The organism is Bauldia sp., from assembly GCF_020442045.1.
GTDB lineage: Bacteria > Pseudomonadota > Alphaproteobacteria > Rhizobiales > Kaistiaceae > Bauldia.
Window position 1 is genome coordinate 1 of sequence record NZ_JAGRLA010000119.1, and the last position, 17493, is coordinate 17493.

The following is a 17493-nucleotide window of genomic DNA, read 5'->3' on the forward strand; positions in this document are numbered from 1 at the left end:
AGCCCCTGAAATGATTGGTCGGAGTGGCAGGATTTGAACCTGCGACCCCCTCGTCCCGAACGAGGTGCGCTACCAGGCTGCGCTACACTCCGGCCGCTGGCGAGGCGCTTTATAGCCCCGCCTCCCGGCGCAAACAAGGCCGCGTTTGCATGGCTTTCGCGAATTGCGGTGCGTTGCGAAAGCGGCCCCGAGACGATATACGGGCGCGGGTCGCGGCGTGCCGGGATTCCGGGGCTCCGGTGGGGCGTCGCCAAGTGGTAAGGCAACGGGTTTTGATCCCGTCATACGCAGGTTCGAATCCTGCCGCCCCAGCCAGCCAGTCTGCCTCGGTGCCTGGTGAACTCTTCGGAAAATGGACGGGGCGCGGCCGGGCGTTAGCCGCTCAAACGCGATTTTTCTGCTTCCTCCCCGACCCGGCAGGATCGGAGAAGCCGTGGGTTTCGACACCCGCTCGCCGAGAGCGAATATCGCGACATGCCGGCGCGTGGTGGTGCGGCGGAGACGGTGACCTTGTGACCTCCACGGGTCGGACCCGCGAGCCGTTTTCGTTCCTGCCTGCCGCCTTCAGGTGTCTTGGCCCGTATCCCGGCGGTTCTTCGCGCATTCATGGAGCGTCGCGAGGATTCGCTGAGCGCGCGTGTCATTTGGGTCGTTCAGCATCACGTTGGGCAGAAAGGAGAAGGCCACCCCGAGCTCGGGCCAGGCTCCATGCATCGAAACCCCGGCGCCGGGATGACCGAAGGCGCGCGATGGTGGACCGAATACGGGTTCGTCATTCTGCAGCCAGAAGCCGGTGCCGAGAACGAGCGGTCGGCCCACCAGCGGATCGACGAATCGCGCTATTTCCTCAATGCTCTGTTCGATCGTGGCCTCCTTCAGCACACGGACGCCGTCAAGCGAGCCGCCGTTCACCAGCGCCGCATAGAAGCGACTCATCGAGCGCGCCGAGCCGATGCCGCCGGCGCCGGGAATCTCGGCTGCGTGGAACGGTTCCGTATTCCAGGGCAGGTCGCCTGGGAAGAGATCTGGGTTGGCCCATGTCCGCCAGACAAGCGGGTCATGGTCGGCCGCGCCCGGCGGGGAAATTGCCGCCCCCTCCCAGCTCGGCGCGAGACTGAGCTGTCCGGTCCTGTGGTTCTCGGCTGCCGGCAGGCCGATCCAAAGGTCGAGTCCGAGCGGGCCGGCAAACTCGTCGGCGAAGAAGCGCCCGACGCTGCGTCCGTCGATGCGACGCACGAGCCCACCGCAAATCCACCCGAAGGTGAGCGGATGATAGCAGCCGAAAGATCGGGCATCGTCCGGTTCCGGTTCGGCTGCCACGTGGTTTTCCATGCGCTCGCTGTCGAGGATGTCCGTGAGCGCGATCCGGACGGCCGAAAGGCCGGTCAGTCCATCGGTATGGGAGACCGCCTGCCGGACGGTGATCGACTGCTTTCCGTTGCGGCCAAACTCGGGCCAATAGCGAGCGACCGGCTCGTCAAGCGCCAGATGTCGATCTTCCATCAGCTTCAACAGGCAGGCGGCCACGAGCCCCTTCGTGCCCGACCAGACAGGCAGCAGCGTTTCTTCGCGCCAGGGGCTGTTCCGCGCGGCCATGCCACCCCACAGGTCGACGACGGGCCGGCCATGCTGGTGTATCGAAAGCGCGGCGCCGCCCTCCGGCGTCTCGGCGATCACCTCCTCGAACGTCTCTCGAACCGGTGCGAAGCCGTCGGCCGCGAAACCAGGGCGGGTTGTCATCGGAGTTGTCTCCTCGATTGTCGAGCCGGTAGTACGGCGAGCCTCTTCCGATCGCCTTCAACGCCCGCCGCTGACGGCGAGAACCGCGCCTGTCACATAGGATGCGGCCCCGGAAAGCAGCCAGACCACAGCTTCGGAAACCTCGGCGGGGCTGCCCGGCCGGCCCATCGGGACGGTCGTCGCGAGTCTCTCGGCCCGGGCCGGATCGCCGCTGCTTCCGTGTATGTCGGTGGTGATCAGGCCCGGCCGTATCGCATTGATCCGAATCCCCTCGGCGCCGACCTCTCTTGCCAGGCCGACGGTCATCGACTCGATGGCGCCTTTGGAGGCGGCGTAGTCGATGAATTCTCCGGCGCCGCCAAGCACGGCGGCCATCGATGACAAGTTGACGATCGAGCCGCCGCTTCCGCCGTGTCGGGTCGACATCAGCCGGACCGCCTCTCGCGAGCACAGGAATGCGCCCCTGACGTTGACGGCGAACACCGCGTCCCAGCGCGCGAGATCGAAAGTCTCCAGCTTGCCCGCGTGATGAAGGATGCCGGCGTTGTTGACCAGTCCATCGATCCGGCCATGGCGTTCAAGGCAATGGGCGAATATCGCCCGCACGTCGCATTCCCGCGAGACATCGCCGCCGACGCAGGTCGCGGTTCCGCCGGCGGAGCGGATGTTGGTGACAACCTGCTCGGCGTCCGCCTTTCCGGCCCTGTAATTGACAACCACCGACCAGCCATTCTCCGCGGCAGCCGCCGCGATCGCGGCGCCGATGCCACGCGAGCCGCCTGTTACGAGCAGGACCTTGCCCATCGTCTAATGGCTCGCGCGCTGCGTCGTCAGCTCGCGCGACGCGGCGGTAAAGTCGAAGTCGCATCCGAGATCCGCCTGTTGAACATGGTCGCGATAGAGTTGTTGATAGCCACTGGCGATCGGGGGGAGGGCCGGCTGAAATTCCTCGCGCCGTCGTGCGAGCACGCCCTCATCGACGTCGAGATGAAGCCGTCGTGCGGGGATGTCGACCTCGATCAGGTCGCCCGACCGGACGAGAGCGAGGGGCCCGCCCTCGGCCGCCTCGGGGGCGACATGCAGGATCACCGTTCCGTAGGCGGTGCCGCTCATCCGCGCGTCGGAGATGCGGATCATGTCCCGAATACCCGCCTCGAGGAGTTTCCTCGGCAAACCCATGTTGCCGACCTCGGCCATGCCCGGGTAACCCTTGGGTCCGCAATTCTGGAGGACGAGGATGGATGTCTCATCGACATCCAGCTCCGGATCGTTGATCCGGGCGTTGTAGTCTTCGATCGAGGAGAAGACGACCGCCCGCCCGCGATGCCGGAAAAGGGAGGGCGACGCGGCGGAGGGCTTCAGCACGGCACCGCGCGGAGCGAGATTGCCGCTCAGCACGGCGATGCCGCCCTCGGCGGTCAGCGGATTGTCCCAGGCGCGGATGACCTCGCTGTTCCAGACCGGTGCTTCGGCGATCCGATCCCAGAGGCCCGCGCCCTCCACGGTCACGGCCGTCTTGTCCAGCAGCTCGTGCTCGCCAAGCAGGCGCATCACCGCCGGCAGGCCGCCGGCATAGTAGAAATCCTCCATCAGGAACCGGCCTGAAGGCATCAGGTCGACGATCGTCGGGACACCGCGCCCCAGGCGGTCCCAATCGTCGAGAGACAGGTCGACGCCGGCACGCCGGGCGATGGCGATAAGGTGAAGCACTGCGTTGGTCGAGCCACCGATCGCCGCGTTGACCCGGATCGCATTCTCGAATGCCGGCCGCGTCAATATCTTCCGGATTCGCAGGTCCTCGGCGACCATCGAGACGATCCGGCGCCCTGCCGCCTGCGCGAGCCGCCTGCGCCGGGCATCGACCGCCGGTATCGCGGCATTCTGGTAAAGCGCCAATCCAAGCGCCTCGACCAGCGACGCCATGGTCGATGCGGTTCCCATGGTCATGCACGATCCGGGGGAACGGGCGTGACCGGCTTCGGCCGACAGGAACTCCGTTTCGGTCATGCGGCCGGCCTTGAGCTCCTCGGTCCAGCGGAAGACCGCGGTGCCCGAGCCGACCCGTTCGTCGCCCACGACGCCATTCAGCATTGGACCGCCGGACACGACGATGGCGGGGATGTCGCAGCTGGCGGCCCCCATGACCAGGGAGGGCGTGGTCTTGTCGCAGCCGACCATCAGGACGACGCCGTCGACCGGATAGGCGCGTATCGACTCCTCGACCTCCATGGCCGCCAGGTTCCGGTGCAGCATGGCGGTGGGCCGCGTCTGGCTCTCGCTGGCGGACATCACCGGAAACTCGACGGGAAATCCGCCGGCCTCGTAGACGCCGAATTTCACCCGTTCGGCGAGATCGCGCAGGTGCGCGTTGCACGGAGTCATTTCCGACCAGGTATTGCAGATGCCGATCACCGGACGGCCGTCGAACGCGTCTTCCGGCATGCCCTGGTTCTTCATCCAGGAGCGGTGCATGAAGGCGCTCTTGCTGTTGCCGCCATACCATTGCCGGGACCGCAGCGGGCGTTTCGGCTGATCGGTCATGCCCGTGCCTCCTTCTCGCTGAGGTCGAGGGCAACATCGACGATCATGTCTTCCTGGCCACCGACCATCTCCCGGAGGCCGAGCTCGACAAGGATGGTCCGCACGTCGATTCCGTGAAGAGTGGCGGCGCGTTCGGCGTGGCGGAGGAAGCTCGAATAGACGCCTGCATATCCAAGCGACAATGTCTCGCGATCTACCCGCACGGGCCGGTCCATCAGCGGCCGCACCAACGCCTCCCCGGCGTCCATCAGCGCGAAGAGGTCGGCCTTGTGCGAGAAGCCCTCCCGTTCGAGGACCGCGACCAGCGGCTCGATCGGCGTGTTGCCGGCGCCGGCGCCCATCCCGCAGAGGGATGCGTCGACACGCGTGGCGCCGGCCTGCAGGGCGACGATGCTGTTCGCCACGGCGACCGACAGGTTCTGGTGCGCGTGGATGCCGATCTCGGTGGCGGGGTCCAACCTCTGGCGGTAGGCATCGATCCGTTCGCTCACGCCCTTCATCGTCAGCGCGCCGCCGGAGTCGGTCACATAGACGCAATGCGCGCCGTAGCTCTCCATCAGCTTTGCCTGCTCCGCGAGCCTGGCCGGTGGAACACGATGGCTCATCATCAGGAATCCGGCGACGTCGAGGCCCAGGTTGCGCGCTGCCTCGATGTGCTGGCGCGCGATATCGGCCTCGGTGCAATGCGTCGCAATGCGCACCGACCGCACGCCGAGCGCCGCCGCGTCGCGCAGATCCGCGATCGTTCCGATGCCCGGCAGCAGCAACGTCGTCAGTCGCGCCCTCCGGCAATGCGCGGCCGCCGCCTCGATCCAGCCTCGATCGGTGGCCGAACCGAAGCCATAATTGACCGAGGATCCGGAAAGGCCGTCGCCATGGGCGATCTCGATGGCGTCGACGCCGGCCGCGTCGAGCGCCGCCACGATGGCCCCCGCCGTTTCGGGTTCCATCTGGTGCCGGATGGCGTGCATCCCGTCGCGCAGCGTGACGTCCTGAAGGTAGATCCGGGCCATGTCTGACTCCTTTACTGCGCCTGAGCGGCCAGGTATTCGGCTGTGCGGAGCGCCGCCGACGTCATGATGTCGAGGTTTCCCGCATAGGATGGCAGGTAGTGGGATGCGCCCTCGACCTCGAGGAAGACGGAGACCTTGAGGCCCGAGAAACGAAGCTGATTGTCAGGCAGCAGGATCGGCGCATTGTCGGGAACCGTCTCGATCTGGACGTCGTGTTTCAGCCGGAAGCCCGGCACGTAGCGCTGGACGTCGCCGACCATGGCGCGGACCGAAGCCTGGATCGCCCGGGGATCGGCGTCGTCGCAAAGGCAGAACACCGTATCGCGCATGGTGAGGGGCGGCTCGGCCGGATTGAGGATGATGATCGCCTTGCCGCGCTCGGCCCCGCCGATCGCCTCGATGGCTCGCGCGGTGGTCTGGGTGAACTCGTCGATATTGGCGCGTGTGCCTGGTCCGGCGGAGCGGGATGCGATGGCGGCGACGATTTCAGCGTAGCGGACGGGGGCGATCTTCGAGATCGCGGCGACGATCGGGATCGTCGCCTGGCCGCCGCAGGTCACCATGTTGAGGTTGCGCGCGTCGAGATGCCCCCCGATATTGACGCTGGGCACGACGAAGGGTCCGATCGCCGCGGGCGTCAGATCGATGAGCTGCGCGTCGCGGTCTTCCAGGAGGGCATCATGGCGGTGATGGGCGCCGGCGCTCGTTGCGTCGAAGAAGATACCGATCTCGTCGGCCGCCGGCCGCGAGAGGAAAGCCTCCAGGCCGTCATCGCAGACCGCGACTCCGAGGCGCGCTGCCCGCGCGAGCCCGTCGGAGGCCGGGTCGATTCCGATCATCGCCGCCATTTCGAGGGAATCCGACAGCCGCAGGACCTTGATCATCAGGTCCGTGCCGATGTTGCCCGAGCCGATGATGGCCACTTTCGTGCGTGTCATTTTGAAACCTCAGGGTCGGTTGAACAGGGCTGGGCCGAAACGGTGCGAACCGCCTTGCGACCGCTGGCTGCCGGACGCGCCGCCTCGATCGCCCGCCCGCCCGCAGGCCGGGGACGCCTTCGCTGCTGTCGCTCATTCCGGACATCGTTCGTCGCGCGGACATCACCGGTAACCGGCGGCGCCTTTTGGGCGCCGTCGATCACCGAAATGGAATGCCGGTCGAGCCCCGGCTACTTGCTCAGGGCGGCGACGATCTTGTCCACGTTCTCCTGATTGACCACCAGCAGCCCGGTATCCACCCGCGGCGGAATCGGACGACCGCCGTCTGCCGCCGACAGGCCCACCGTCTTCAGGCCGTTGTGGTTGTAGTCGTAGAGCATCTTGATCGCGTAGTAGGTGAACAGCTCGCGATTCTGGACGATGATCGCCTGAACGTAGCCTTCCTTCACCGTGTTGTAGAAGTCGACCGACTGCTCCATCGCGGTCACGACGATGTCGCCCGGCTGCTTGCCGCCCTCGCGAAGCGCGCTGACGATGCCCGCGCCCGACTCGGCGTCGAAACCGGCGATTCCGGCAAGGTCGGGATAGGCGGCGAGCAGGGCGGCGGTCTTCGCGGCCGCCTGGGCGCTGTCCGCGGCATCGTCTTCCTCGGCGACGACCTCGAACTTGCCAGGTGCCTTGGCATCGAGATAGGCCTTGAACCCTTTGCGGGCCGCGATCATGTTGTCGGCGTTGATGATCGACAACAGGGCGACCTTTCCGCCGTCGGGAAGGTTCTCGATCATCGCTTTTGCCTGAGCGACGCCGATCGCCCCCCAATCCGTTCCGATGAACGAGAGCCGGTCGGAATCCGGGAGGTCGGCATCGTCGGTGACGGTCGGAACGCCGTTGGCGAGGCAGTTGTTGACCGGCTCGGTCAGCGACGGGTCCCAGCCGACCACGGAAACGCCCGCCGGACTTTGTGCGCAGACCTGGTCCACCGTTGCGATGAACGCGGCGAGATCGAAGGCCGTCGGGCCGGCCACCCGGACCTTGACGCCCAGTTCGTCCGCCGCCGCCTTCAGGCCTTTATAGTCATAGGCCACGAACAGCGGCAGATTGGACATGTTGGAGACCCAATAGTAGGTTTCAGTTGCATCAGCGGGTCCGTATTCGGATTCCTGCGCCCTTGCGCTAGCGGTGGCAGCCGCTAGTGCAAGGGATGCCGCAAGGCACGCCTTCGCGAATAGGCTCGGTTTCATCGTCATTTCATTTTCCTCCTTCTGGTTTTCGAGGTTTGGGAACCGGGGTGCGCCGGTCCTTCGGGGAATGGCCTGATCACCGCGCGCTCCGCTGTTTGAACCGGTTGAGCGACACGGCGAGCAGCAGCACCAGTCCGATGATCATGCCTTGCCAGAAGACGCCGATCCCATTGATGATCATGGCGTTCTGGACGAGGGCGATGAAGAGCACGCCGAGCACGCCGCCGATAATCGTGCCCTCGCCACCTTTCAGGCTGGCGCCACCGAGGACGGTGGCCGTGATGACCGACAGCTCGACACCGATCCCGGCGGAGACGACGGCGCTGTTCAAGCGCGCGGCCGCGAGTACGCCGGCAAGGCCCGCCAGGGCGCCCATCAGCACGAAGGCCATGAGTGTCAGGCGCGGGACGTTGATGCCGGAGAGCTGCGCTGCCCGCGCATTGCCGCCGATGAAATAATATTGCCGGAACACCTTGGTCCGGGCGACCGCCCAGGCGCCGAGCACGACAATCACCAGCATCACCCAGAAAGGGGATTGAAGGCCAAGGAACTTCACCTGGCCGTAGAATTTGAACGCGTTCGATATCGGCGTGACGCCCGACGCGCCGATGAGCTGGGTCAGGCTCCGGTAGATCGACAGCGTGGCGAGGGTCGCGATCAGTGGATTGATCCCCAGCCGCGTGACGATGAGGCCGTTCACCAGGCCCGCCGCCGCCCCCGTTGCGATCCCCGCCAATATCCCGAGCTCCGCCGGGTAGCCGAGCCATCCGACCAGGGCTCCGGCAACGACGCCGGAAAGCGCCAGCGTCGATCCGATCGACAGGTCGAAGGCGCCGCCGATCATCAGGATCATCATGCCGACCACGAGGATGCCGGACTGCGCGGCATTGAGCAGCACTGCCGAGAAATTCGCCTGGGTCGCGAAGTTGGCCGGATAGGCGATCGCCATGGCGGCAATCAGGATCACGTTCAGAATGAGGAGGGTCTGGGGACGCGACGCGAGAATCCTGCCGGCCAACGACGACTCTCCGGACTTCCCGGTGCTCGGGAATCCGGCGGGGGCGGTCTGGCGCATCGTCAGATCGCGCATCATGCTGTCTCCATCGTCTCAAGTCCGGTTTGCGTGTTCACGGTAGCGAGGCGCAGGATCGAGACCTCGTCGGCCTCGGCGCCTGACAATTCCCCGACGGTCCGGCCGTCGGCCATGACGACGATCCGATCGGCGAGCGCCAGCACCTCGGGAAGATCGGACGACACGACGAGCAGGCCGACGCCTTCGCTCCTCAGCTCCCTGAGGATGCGGTAGATCTCCGACCGGGCACCGACGTCGACGCCGCGCGTCGGCTCGTCGACGATCAGGAGGGCGGGTTTCGTCGCGAGCCATTTGGCGAGCAGCACCTTTTGCTGGTTGCCGCCGGAAAGCAGGCCCACCTTCTGGTAGACCGAGGGTGTCACGATACCGAGCGATTCCCGGAAGGTCTCGGCAAGCGCCCCGGCCTTCGCCCAGGAGACCACCAGGCCTGTCGAGACCGCGTCGAGGACGGTGACCGCCGTGTTCTCCACAAGGTTGCGCTCGAGAAACAGACCGGTTTCCTTGCGATCCTCGCAAACCATGCCGATGCCGGCCCTCATGGCGTCGCGCGGCTGGCGTGGCCGGAAAGACCGGCCCTTGAACATGACCTCGCCGGACTCCCGTCGCCGGGCCCCGAAAAGCACCTCGCAGAATTCCGTTCGACCGCTGCCGACAAGACCCGCCAGACAGACGATCTCGCCCCGGCGAACGGTGATCGAGGCCTCATGCACGTCCGGCCCGCTCGAGATCGCGTGCGCCTCGATCAGGGCCTCGCCCGGCGGCGCGCTTGCCGGCTCGCGCGCGAATTCGAGGTCGCGGCCGACCATCAGCCGGATCAACGCCTCGGTATTCGTCTCGGATACCTTGACCGTGTCGACATAGTGACCGTCACGCAGGATCGTGACGCGATGACAGAGCTCGAAGATTTCACCGAGGCGATGCGAGACGTAGATCACGGCAACGCCCTGGGAGGCGAGGTTGCGGACGACCCCGAACAGCTCGTCGGTCTCCGTCAGGGTGAGCGCGGCGGTGGGCTCGTCGAGGATCAGGAGCTTCGGCCGGTGCGACAGGGCCTTGGCGATTTCCACCACCTGGCGCAGCGCGCTCGGCAGATCGGCGACGCGGGAATCGGGATCGATATGCAGGCCGAGCTGGGCGAGCAGCTCCGCGGACCAGGACCTGAGCTTCCTGCGGTCTATCTGGCCGAGAAAGCTGGTCGGCGGCCGACCGCTGTAGATGTTCTCGCTCACCGACAGATGGTCGATGAGGCTGCCCTCCTGATGGACGATCCCGATGCCGGCGCGGGCGGCCGATGCCTCGGTCAGGCCGTGGAGCGGCTTGCCGTCGAGAAGGATTTCTCCTTCGTCGGCGTCGTAGACGCCGGCGACGATCTTGCTGAGCGTGGACTTGCCGGCGCCGTTCTCGCCGAGCAGCGCGTGGATCTCTCCAGGCGCCACGGACAGGCTGACCTTGTCCAGCGCCCGGACGCCGAGGAAGCTCTTGCTGACGTTTCGCACCTCAAGCCGGAGAACCATTTCCTGCCTCACTGCGTCCCGGCACGGTCCGGTGCGCACCGTTTGCCGGGAAGGGGATGGAGGGAGATCACCTGGCCGCGCTCCTGACGTGAAGGGGCAGGCCGGCGGTATCCACATCGAACACCTCGATGGTTCCGAGCTCGTCCTCGGTAACGTAGATGCGATGCTCGCCGTCCCGGCCGAAGGCGACGTTCGTCGGTGCCATCCCGTTCGTGCGAATGCGTTCGCGCACGCCGCCGTCGGGGCCGAGAACGGTCACGTCGCCCTGGCCAAAAACGGTAACGTAGAGGGCGCCGTTCCGGCCGAAGGCCATGCCGTCGGGCCCTTTCAGGCCGGGCGGCGCGTCGGGGTCGATCGTGTTGCCGAAGACCTCGGCCGCGCCGAGGCCCTTCGGGCTCCATGGATAGCGGATGATATCCCCGCCAATGGTCTCCGCGACATAGAGGTGCGTGTCGCCGGGGCCGAAAGCGAGTCCGTTGGTGAAGCGGATTCCCTCGGCAAGGACCTCCAGTCGCAGCGTCTCGGGATGCACCCTGTAGACGCGCCCCTGATAGTCGAGCGAATCGTGGTCGTCCCGAACCTGTCCGTTCACCACGAAATCGGTGAACCGAATGCCGGAATCGGTGAAGTAAAGGAGTCCGTCGGGCCCGAAACAAAGGTCGTTGGGGAAGAGGAATGGCCCGTCGTCCGAATGATCCAGAATGGATTCATACTCTCCGTCGAGCGTCATGCGCAGAAGCGAGGGCGGGTTGGATTCGCACACCCAGATGCGGGACAGGTGGTCGAAGGCGAGGCCGTTCGGCCGCCCGGTCACCGCCAGTTGGGTTCGCTCGCTGCCATCCGGGGAGATGCGGCTGACGCAGCCCCGGTCCGGTCTCATTTCGACGACCAGCCAGCTGCCGTCCGACAGCGCCACCGGTCCCTCGGGGACACCAAGCCCCTCCGCGAAGATCATTGCTTTCTCCCCTACACGCCAGCGGTCTGGCCACCGTCGACCGCGAGAATTGCTCCGGTGAGGAAGGTTGCCGAACGCCCGGCCAGGAACAGGGCGGCCCCGGCGATCTCCTCCGCCGTGCCGAGCCGGCCGACGGGCAGCGTGCGCCCGAAAGCCTCGCGCTCGGCCTCGCTCATCAGGCCGCGCAGCATCGGCGTGTCGGTCGGGCCGGGGGCGATGGCGTTGACCCGGATGCCCTCGGCCGCATGGTCGACGGCCAGCGCCTTGGTCAGCATGGTGACGCCGCCCTTCGAGGCGACATAGGCGACCGCGCCGGGAAGCGCGTCATGCGCGCCGGTCGAGGAGGACATCAGGATGATGGCTCCGCCGCGCGATCGCATCTTCGGGATCGCGGCGCGGGCGCACAGGAAGCTGCCCGTCAGGTTGACGGCGATGATCCGGTTCCAGTCCGCGAGGCCCGTCTCCTCGGCGTTGCCGCCGAAGAAGAGCCCGGCCGCGCAGACCAGGACATCGATGCCGTCCGGCATCGACGCCACCATCTTCGCGACCGACTGTTCGTCGGTGACGTCGACGGTGCAGGGACGGATCTCTCCGGATGGGGACGTCGCGGCGATGCGCCTCGCCGCCTCGGATGCCCCTTCGGCGGAGAGGTCGGATGCCAGCACCGCGGCGCCGGCCTGGCAGAAAGCTGCCGCGATTGCCTCGCCGATGCCGGACGCCGCCCCGGTGACCACGACCCGTTTGCCGCCGAAGTCGTCAGGCATTCGCGGAGCCTCCCATCAGCGTGTTGCGGATGAAGGCGACCGCCTCGCGGGCGAGGGCGTCGACATCGCCCGACGGCGCCAGCACCATCGAGCCCGAGCCACGGAAACCGTAGCGCTCCATGGCGTTGCGGATGCGCTGCCAGTCGAGCCTTTCCGGGCCGACTCCCGGCGGCCAGTGCTTCGGATCATAAAGATGAATGTGGGTCGCGCGCCCGCCGGCGGCCTCGAAGCCCTCCTCATAGGTGTCCTCCACCTGGTCGAGCTGGTAGGTATCGAGCATCATCGAGAAACCGGGGCTGGCGATCTCGCGCACCTGCTCGGCGGCCTCTGCAACGCGCAGGATCGCGGCGACGTAGCCGGGATCGGCCGGCTCCAGCATGACGAAGGTCCCGGCGCCTTCGGCATGCTCGGCGATCTCGCCGAATACGTCGCGCATGACACCCGGCAACTCGGGGCCGGAAATGGCGATGGTCGAATCCCCGCGGGCCATGCCGAGCCCGACCCGGGCACCGAGGGCGCCGGCGAGGTCGATCAGCTTCTTGAAGACATCGATCGAGGCGCGGCGGCGGTCCGCGTCGTGGTGGAGGAGCGCATAACCGCGGACCGCAAGCCGTCCGGAATTGATGACACCGATGCCGATGCCGGCGTCGTTCAGCAAGGACTTCAGCCGTCCGGGATCGGGCACGTCATCGGGATTGGGGAGAAATTCCAGGCCGTCGAAGGTGAGTTCCGCGGCGCGCCCGGGCAAAAGGTCAAGGGGCGCCGCGAGGATCGGCACGACGAAATTGTCCGCCACGACGTCGTCTGTCGAAGAGAAGACGAGCACTTCCTCGATCGGGTTCATTGCCGCTGCTCCCTGCTGTGTCACCGCTGCTGGGTCCCGCCTTTTCGGCCCTGGCCGGTACGGCTCCCGGTCACGGTGCCGACCGCCGAACGAACGAGCCACGGCTCGAACGCCGGTTCGATCCCGGCGACGATGGTCAGGGCGATGCGGGCATAATGCTCGGCGAGAAGATGCGCGACGCGGTCGCCGTCGCGATCGAGGCAGCCTTCCATGATCGCCGCATGTTCGTCCTTGGATTGCTGATAGGAACTCGCCTGAAACAGGTAAAGGCGCCGGTACCGCTCGGCATGCTCGTTGAGCCTGGCCGAATATTCGAGGTGCCTGGGGCCGGCCGCGCGGAGCGCGATCAGGTGGAACTGCCGGTGGGCTTCGTCGAAGGCGTCGAAGCAGTCGGGCGCCTCGTTGGCGACCATCGTGTCGAGGCAGGCTTGCATTTCCTCGAGGTCGGCATCGGTCAGCAACGGCACCGTGGTGCGGACCGTCGTCGTGTCGAGCTTGATCCGCAGGGCATAGAGCTCGTCGAGATCCGCCATCGACGTCGGCGTGATGACCACCTGCCGGCCGTGGGACGAAGTGACCAGCCCTTCCTTCTCGATCATTCGGAGCGCTTCCCTTACGGGCGTGCGGCTCAGGCCGAGGGCCGTCGCGATCTTCACCTGGGAAAGCCGTGAGCCGGGAGCGAAATCACCCTGGAGGATCGCCCGGCGTATCTGGCCATATGCCTCGATCATGCCGGGCCCCAGCCCGGGCTCGGCCGATTTCGGCACCGGCCCTGCCGCTTCCGCGGCGGTCGCACGCGGACCGCCCCGCGATATTCCTGCCGGATTCATTGGTTCCTCCCGTAGCGAGCGGGCGGCCTGAACCGCCCGGCGCATGAATAGACCTGTATACCGGTTGGGAAATCATATCAATAATCTGTATACAGAAAAACACGATCCACTTCGCTGTTTTGTGGAAATCTCTCTAATTTGGCGGTCCAGGGTCATCAATTATGTATCCAGAAAATTGCGATGAGAGAAAATAGGTGCACGCCGCCGCGTTCTGCGGTTGTTTCGCGTTCGCTCGAAACGGTGTCGCCCGCTGCCACGAGAGTCTGGAGGAGAGATCATGAGAGCCGCCCTCTGGTACGGCCGTCGTGACGTGAGGATCGTCGATATCGCCGAGCCCGCGATCGCCCCCGGCAAGGTGAAGATCCGGGTCGTCTGGTGCGGCATCTGTGGCACGGACTTGCACGAATACGCCGCGGGCCCGATCTTCATCCCCGTGACGCCGCATCCCCTCACCGGTCAGCAGGCACCCGTCGTACTCGGCCACGAGTTCTCGGGTGACGTCATCGAGATCGGCGCCGGAGTGACGAGCGTGGAGGTTGGCGATCGCGTCTGCGTCGAGCCGATCATCTCATGTGGCAGATGCGCTGCCTGCGCCATCGGCAAGTACAATCTGTGTCGGTCGATCGCCTTCCACGGCATTTCGTCACCGGATGGCGGCGCTTTCGCTGAAATCACGATGGCCGACGAGCGAATGGTCCATCGCATTCCCGACTCCATGTCTTACGAGCAGGCTGCAATCGTCGAGCCGGCGGCGATGGTCGTACATGCCATACGGAGCAGCCGTTTCCGCGTCGGTGACCGGGTTGCGGTATTCGGCGCCGGTCCGATCGGCCTGCTCATTGTGCAGGCGGCGCGCGCGTCGGGGGCAAACGGCATCTTCGTCGTTGAGACCTCCGCGGTGCGACGGGAGCACGCGCTGAGGATGGGCGCATCGATCGTCATCGACCCAACGCGAGAAGACGCGGCGGCGGTCATCGCGGAGGAGACGGGGGGCGGCGTCGAAGTGGCCTTCGAAGCCACAGGCGCCAAGCAGGCGCTGTCGACGGCGATCGCCGGGACGAAATTCGGCGGGCAGGTCGTGGTCGTCAGCGTCTGGGAAGGCGACGCGACCATCCAGCCCAACCAGTTCGTCTTCAACGAGAAGACCATGATCGGCATCCTGGGCAACTGCAACAACTTCCCCGAGACGATCTCGCTCATCTCCTCGGGCGTCCTTGGGGTCGATTCGATGATCACCCGTAGGATCGGACTGGACGATCTCGTATCCGACGGCTTCGACGCGCTCCTCGGCGCGACCAAGGAACATGTCAAGATCCTGGTTTCGCCGAGTTAGCGGCCTGCCGGAACGCCTCTGACGCCGGAGGCGTGAAGCTCTCGGCTCCGATCCCTCTGGGGGCGGAGCATCCCCGGCAGGAGGCCGGCGGGCGTTGCGGCGGGCTTCCGCGAGGCGAGCGCCCGTGCGGGAAGCACAGGGGTCCTCATTCTCCGAGAAACCGGATGATCTCGGGAAACGCCGAATCATCCTGCCAAAGGAATTGATGGCCGCCGTCGAACATGCGGAGGACGGCTCCGGGAATCCGTCCCGCCATGCGCTCTTGCGTGGCCGGAAGGGCAAGTCCGTCAAACCGCCCGCCGCAGATGAGCACCGGGCAATCGATCGAGTCGAGGCGCTTCCAGGTGTCATGCGCCGCCCGCGCCTGGAGGAGCCGGCTGATCCCGGTCCGATGGTCCGGTTCGGCGGCGAATGGGTCGTTCCTCCAGGTGTCGAGCAGCGCCTCCATGCGGCCGGGATTGGCCGCCGCCCACACCGCGTCGCAGCGCGTGTCGGAGATCGAAACCATCAATCGCGCGCGCTCGTCCTCTGGCAGCCGCTGCAATTCGTGAAGCGGGTAGGAGGCCCCCCCGGCGCCGCCGGGGGAGGTGCAGCACAGCGCGAGCCCCGCCACCCGCTCCGGATGCCGCAACACCAGCTCGAGGGCGACCATGCCGCCGAAGGACAGGCCGACAATATTCGCGCGCTCCCACCCGACGGCGTCCATCACGGCCGCGGCGTCATCGGCATAGCCGGCCATCGAATACGGCTGGTCCGGCTTTGACGTTCGTCCAAGGCCGCGTTGGTCATATGCGACGACGTCGAAGGCTTTCGTCAGGGGCGATTCCAGGAGGTTCGGCTTCCGGCGCAGGTCGCTTCTTGAGCCGGAGATCGCCAGCAGCGGCGCTCCGCCCCCGTCGCGGGCGAAATAGACGTGGATGTCGCGGATTCTTGCATAGGGCATTCGTCAACCTGGTTCCGACACGGGGGCTCGGCGTCCGTCGGGAGCTCCGTCAGTCCTCGGACTGGCGCACCAGCACCAGGCGGCCGTCTTCGAGGCCCATCACGAAGACCGGACCATCGTCGTCGAGAACGCCGATGGCGGTAGCGATGGCGCCGTCCATCGGCACCTCCATGACAAGTCGGGGACTGCCGCCAGCCGCCGTCACGACCTTCAGCGAACGCCGGTCCTCGCCGGGCAGGACCAGGTCCTGGATGCGGTCGGAATTGACCGTGGCGGTCGCGGACAGGCTCTCCTCGAGCGAACCGAAGACATGGTTGGAAAAGCCCTTCAGCGGCCGGCCGATCGGCCGGAGCTGCCGCCTGTCGAAGGCGAGAAACTCCAGCACGCCGCCGATATGCGGAGTCTTGACGAGGGCGATGTCGGGCCGCCCGTTGCCCGAAAAATCGGCGATGCCGGCGATGCTGAGCCAGCGATTGGGCCGGCCGATGGGCGCTGTCGCAGCGGACTCGTACAGCGTGCCGCCGGCCAGCCGGTAGACCACGATCTGCGCGCCGGCCCTGACCGACGAGCGGATCGCCAGCACGTCATTCTGCCCGTCGCCGTCGAAATCCGCGATCCGCGGCGCGAGGTCCTCGAACACGCTGTCCGCCGGCAGCCGCAGGATCGCGTCGCGCCCCTGTACGTCCTCGACCACGAGGGCCCCGGCAGTCTCCGGCCGGCCGAATACGCCGTGGGGATAGCGGTCGGTCGGGTCGGCGTACCATGCGCGGCGTGCGCCACCGCCGTCATAGGCGGCGGCGACCGTCCAGCCCGGCAGTCCGTCGGGCGCCGGTTCCGGTTCCAGTGGCTGGCCCGGTTCCGTGCAGACGCCGGTGTCGCAGACCACGAGCCGCTGCCATTCGCCGGTCCGCGCGAAGACCTCGTCGCCGTCCTGGAGGAGTTCGACGGCCGGCCCGTCCAGGGCCACCGTCTGCTCGATCCATTCGGCGTCGGCGGCAGCGGGCAGGAGCATCATGGCAAGGGAGAGAGACAGGACTCGGTTCAACATTCGGATCTCCAGGCGTCGGTGCCCGATACTAGCCCATGCCTGCCTGTCTGACCCAGACCGACGACCGGAAACGTCCCCGGCATCCCGCCCGCCCGCGACAGCCTTCGCCGATCCGATGCCGAGGGCGGCGCGGCCCGCATGGGCAGCGGGGAGCGGTCGCGGACCACCGCCTCCGATCGGGTCTGCGGTCGCAACGACAATGGCCTTGGACATGCTGGACAGACGCACACGCTGGTTTCCCGTCATTTTCGCGCCGGGTCTCCGTCGCTTGGAGCAAGCATCGCCTAACGATCCGATTTGTTGGATATTGGCTCATGGCCTTCACGCTGCGGCAGATCCAGTTTTTCATCGCGGTCGCCGACCAGGGCACCGTCTCGGGAGCCGCCCAGAAGCTGTCGATATCCCAGTCGTCGGTGACCGAGGCCATCAAGGAGCTTGAACGGGACCTTGGAGTGGAGCTGTTCGAGCGCCATCCGCGCGGGCTCTCCATCACCCATCAGGGCCACCAGTTCCTCCGCCACGCCACCAAGATTCTCGCCGACGTGTCGGATGCGCGGCGGACCTTCTCCGACGAACGGCCCGCTGCCGCCGGCCACCTCCATCTCGGCGTCACCTCGCTGGTCGCCGGCTATGTCCTCTCGGACCTGCTTGCCCGCTATCGTCGCGCCCTGCCCAGCATCGATGTCTCGGCGATCG

General features: G+C 66.5%; 16 protein-coding genes and 2 tRNA genes. 3 read left to right on the forward strand and 15 right to left on the reverse strand.

The window, feature by feature from the left end; translation table 11 throughout:
* Nucleotides 1–15: 15 nt before the first annotated feature.
* Nucleotides 16–92: transfer RNA gene (locus KDJ86_RS13565), tRNA-Pro, on the reverse strand.
* Between the two features lie 148 nt (nt 93–240).
* On the opposite strand from KDJ86_RS13565, the gene KDJ86_RS13570 reads away from it, so the two are divergent.
* Nucleotides 241–315 (forward strand) — tRNA-Gln (locus tag KDJ86_RS13570).
* A 249-nt stretch (nt 316–564) separates the two neighbouring features.
* Here the strand turns inward: KDJ86_RS13570 and KDJ86_RS13575 are convergent.
* The 12 genes from KDJ86_RS13575 to KDJ86_RS13630 all read right to left on the reverse strand — a co-directional run bounded on the left by KDJ86_RS13575 (nt 565) and on the right by KDJ86_RS13630 (nt 13410).
* On the reverse strand, nt 565–1677 hold the full coding sequence (locus KDJ86_RS13575; RefSeq protein ID WP_291746738.1) for a serine hydrolase domain-containing protein: 1113 nt from the start codon (nt 1675–1677) through the stop codon (nt 565–567).
* 120 nt (nt 1678–1797) lie between these two features.
* Complete coding sequence (locus KDJ86_RS13580) at nt 1798–2544, reverse strand: glucose 1-dehydrogenase (RefSeq protein WP_291746740.1); 747 nt, start codon at nt 2542–2544, stop codon at nt 1798–1800.
* A 3-nt stretch (nt 2545–2547) separates the two neighbouring features.
* The gene (locus KDJ86_RS13585; protein ID WP_291746743.1) at nt 2548–4281 is read right to left on the reverse strand and encodes an IlvD/Edd family dehydratase; all 1734 of its coding nucleotides are present in this window, start codon (nt 4279–4281) and stop codon (nt 2548–2550) included.
* Nucleotides 4278–5294 (reverse strand): 4-hydroxy-2-oxovalerate aldolase, encoded by a 1017-nt coding sequence (gene dmpG / locus KDJ86_RS13590; protein ID WP_291746746.1) that lies wholly within the window; start codon nt 5292–5294, stop codon nt 4278–4280. Before dmpG ends, KDJ86_RS13585 begins: the two co-directional genes overlap by 4 nt.
* An 11-nt stretch (nt 5295–5305) precedes the next feature.
* Complete coding sequence (locus KDJ86_RS13595) at nt 5306–6232, reverse strand: acetaldehyde dehydrogenase (acetylating) (protein WP_291746747.1); 927 nt, start codon at nt 6230–6232, stop codon at nt 5306–5308.
* Between the two features lie 230 nt (nt 6233–6462).
* The gene (locus tag KDJ86_RS13600) at nt 6463–7338 is read right to left on the reverse strand and encodes a substrate-binding domain-containing protein (protein ID WP_291746750.1); all 876 of its coding nucleotides are present in this window, start codon (nt 7336–7338) and stop codon (nt 6463–6465) included.
* Between the two features lie 211 nt (nt 7339–7549).
* Nucleotides 7550–8563: an ABC transporter permease gene (locus KDJ86_RS13605; protein ID WP_291746752.1), complete on the reverse strand. Its 1014-nt coding sequence runs from the start codon at nt 8561–8563 to the stop codon at nt 7550–7552.
* Nucleotides 8563–10080 (reverse strand): sugar ABC transporter ATP-binding protein, encoded by a 1518-nt coding sequence (locus KDJ86_RS13610; RefSeq protein WP_291746754.1) that lies wholly within the window; start codon nt 10078–10080, stop codon nt 8563–8565. Before KDJ86_RS13610 ends, KDJ86_RS13605 begins: the two co-directional genes overlap by 1 nt.
* Nucleotides 10081–10147: 67 nt before the next feature.
* Nucleotides 10148–11035 (reverse strand): SMP-30/gluconolactonase/LRE family protein, encoded by an 888-nt coding sequence (locus tag KDJ86_RS13615; protein ID WP_291746755.1) that lies wholly within the window; start codon nt 11033–11035, stop codon nt 10148–10150.
* A gap of 11 nt (nt 11036–11046) precedes the next feature.
* Nucleotides 11047–11799, reverse strand: a complete 753-nt coding sequence (locus tag KDJ86_RS13620; RefSeq protein ID WP_291746757.1) for an SDR family NAD(P)-dependent oxidoreductase — start codon at nt 11797–11799, stop codon at nt 11047–11049.
* Nucleotides 11792–12643: a sugar phosphate isomerase/epimerase family protein gene (locus KDJ86_RS13625; protein WP_291746759.1), complete on the reverse strand. Its 852-nt coding sequence runs from the start codon at nt 12641–12643 to the stop codon at nt 11792–11794. The genes KDJ86_RS13620 and KDJ86_RS13625 overlap by 8 nt, the downstream gene beginning before the upstream one ends.
* Before the next feature lie 20 nt (nt 12644–12663).
* A complete protein-coding gene (locus KDJ86_RS13630; protein WP_291746761.1) occupies nt 12664–13410 on the reverse strand; it encodes a GntR family transcriptional regulator in 747 nt (248 codons plus the stop codon).
* 340 nt (nt 13411–13750) lie between these two features.
* On the opposite strand from KDJ86_RS13630, the gene KDJ86_RS13635 reads away from it, so the two are divergent.
* Nucleotides 13751–14806 carry a 2,3-butanediol dehydrogenase gene (locus KDJ86_RS13635; protein ID WP_291746763.1) on the forward strand — a complete coding sequence of 352 codons (1056 nt, stop codon included), beginning with the start codon at nt 13751–13753 and terminating at the stop codon, nt 14804–14806.
* Nucleotides 14807–14951: 145 nt separating this feature from the next.
* On the opposite strand, the gene KDJ86_RS13640 is transcribed toward KDJ86_RS13635, so the two are convergent.
* Both KDJ86_RS13640 and KDJ86_RS13645 read right to left on the reverse strand, forming a co-directional pair.
* The gene (locus KDJ86_RS13640; RefSeq protein WP_291746765.1) at nt 14952–15749 is read right to left on the reverse strand and encodes an alpha/beta fold hydrolase; all 798 of its coding nucleotides are present in this window, start codon (nt 15747–15749) and stop codon (nt 14952–14954) included.
* 49 nt (nt 15750–15798) lie between these two features.
* Entirely contained in the window at nt 15799–16797 is a 999-nt protein-coding gene (locus KDJ86_RS13645) for an FG-GAP repeat domain-containing protein (protein ID WP_291746767.1), read from the reverse strand.
* Nucleotides 16798–17111: 314 nt separating this feature from the next.
* Here KDJ86_RS13645 and KDJ86_RS13650 point away from each other — a divergent pair.
* Nucleotides 17112–17493: LysR family transcriptional regulator (locus KDJ86_RS13650; RefSeq protein ID WP_291746768.1), on the forward strand; the 382-nt coding region annotated here is incomplete at its 3' end.

Excerpts from the sequence above, each read along its gene's own strand:
- KDJ86_RS13610 (WP_291746754.1), bottom strand. The coding sequence starts at position 10,080 with ATGGTTCTCCGGCTTGAGGTGCGAAACGTCAGCAAGAGCTTCCTCGGC.
- KDJ86_RS13620 (WP_291746757.1), bottom strand. The coding sequence starts at position 11,799 with ATGCCTGACGACTTCGGCGGCAAACGGGTCGTGGTCACCGGGGCGGCG.
- KDJ86_RS13580 (WP_291746740.1), bottom strand. The coding sequence starts at position 2,544 with ATGGGCAAGGTCCTGCTCGTAACAGGCGGCTCGCGTGGCATCGGCGCC.
- dmpG (WP_291746746.1), bottom strand. The coding sequence starts at position 5,294 with ATGGCCCGGATCTACCTTCAGGACGTCACGCTGCGCGACGGGATGCAC.
- KDJ86_RS13600 (WP_291746750.1), bottom strand. The coding sequence starts at position 7,338 with ATGTCCAATCTGCCGCTGTTCGTGGCCTATGACTATAAAGGCCTGAAG.
- KDJ86_RS13605 (WP_291746752.1), bottom strand. The coding sequence starts at position 8,563 with ATGCGCGATCTGACGATGCGCCAGACCGCCCCCGCCGGATTCCCGAGC.
- KDJ86_RS13595 (WP_291746747.1), bottom strand. The coding sequence starts at position 6,232 with ATGACACGCACGAAAGTGGCCATCATCGGCTCGGGCAACATCGGCACG.
- KDJ86_RS13640 (WP_291746765.1), bottom strand. The coding sequence starts at position 15,749 with ATGCCCTATGCAAGAATCCGCGACATCCACGTCTATTTCGCCCGCGAC.
- KDJ86_RS13635 (WP_291746763.1), top strand. The coding sequence starts at position 13,751 with ATGAGAGCCGCCCTCTGGTACGGCCGTCGTGACGTGAGGATCGTCGAT.
- KDJ86_RS13645 (WP_291746767.1), bottom strand. The coding sequence starts at position 16,797 with ATGTTGAACCGAGTCCTGTCTCTCTCCCTTGCCATGATGCTCCTGCCC.
- KDJ86_RS13615 (WP_291746755.1), bottom strand. The coding sequence starts at position 11,035 with ATGATCTTCGCGGAGGGGCTTGGTGTCCCCGAGGGACCGGTGGCGCTG.
- KDJ86_RS13585 (WP_291746743.1), bottom strand. The coding sequence starts at position 4,281 with ATGACCGATCAGCCGAAACGCCCGCTGCGGTCCCGGCAATGGTATGGC.
- KDJ86_RS13625 (WP_291746759.1), bottom strand. The coding sequence starts at position 12,643 with ATGAACCCGATCGAGGAAGTGCTCGTCTTCTCTTCGACAGACGACGTC.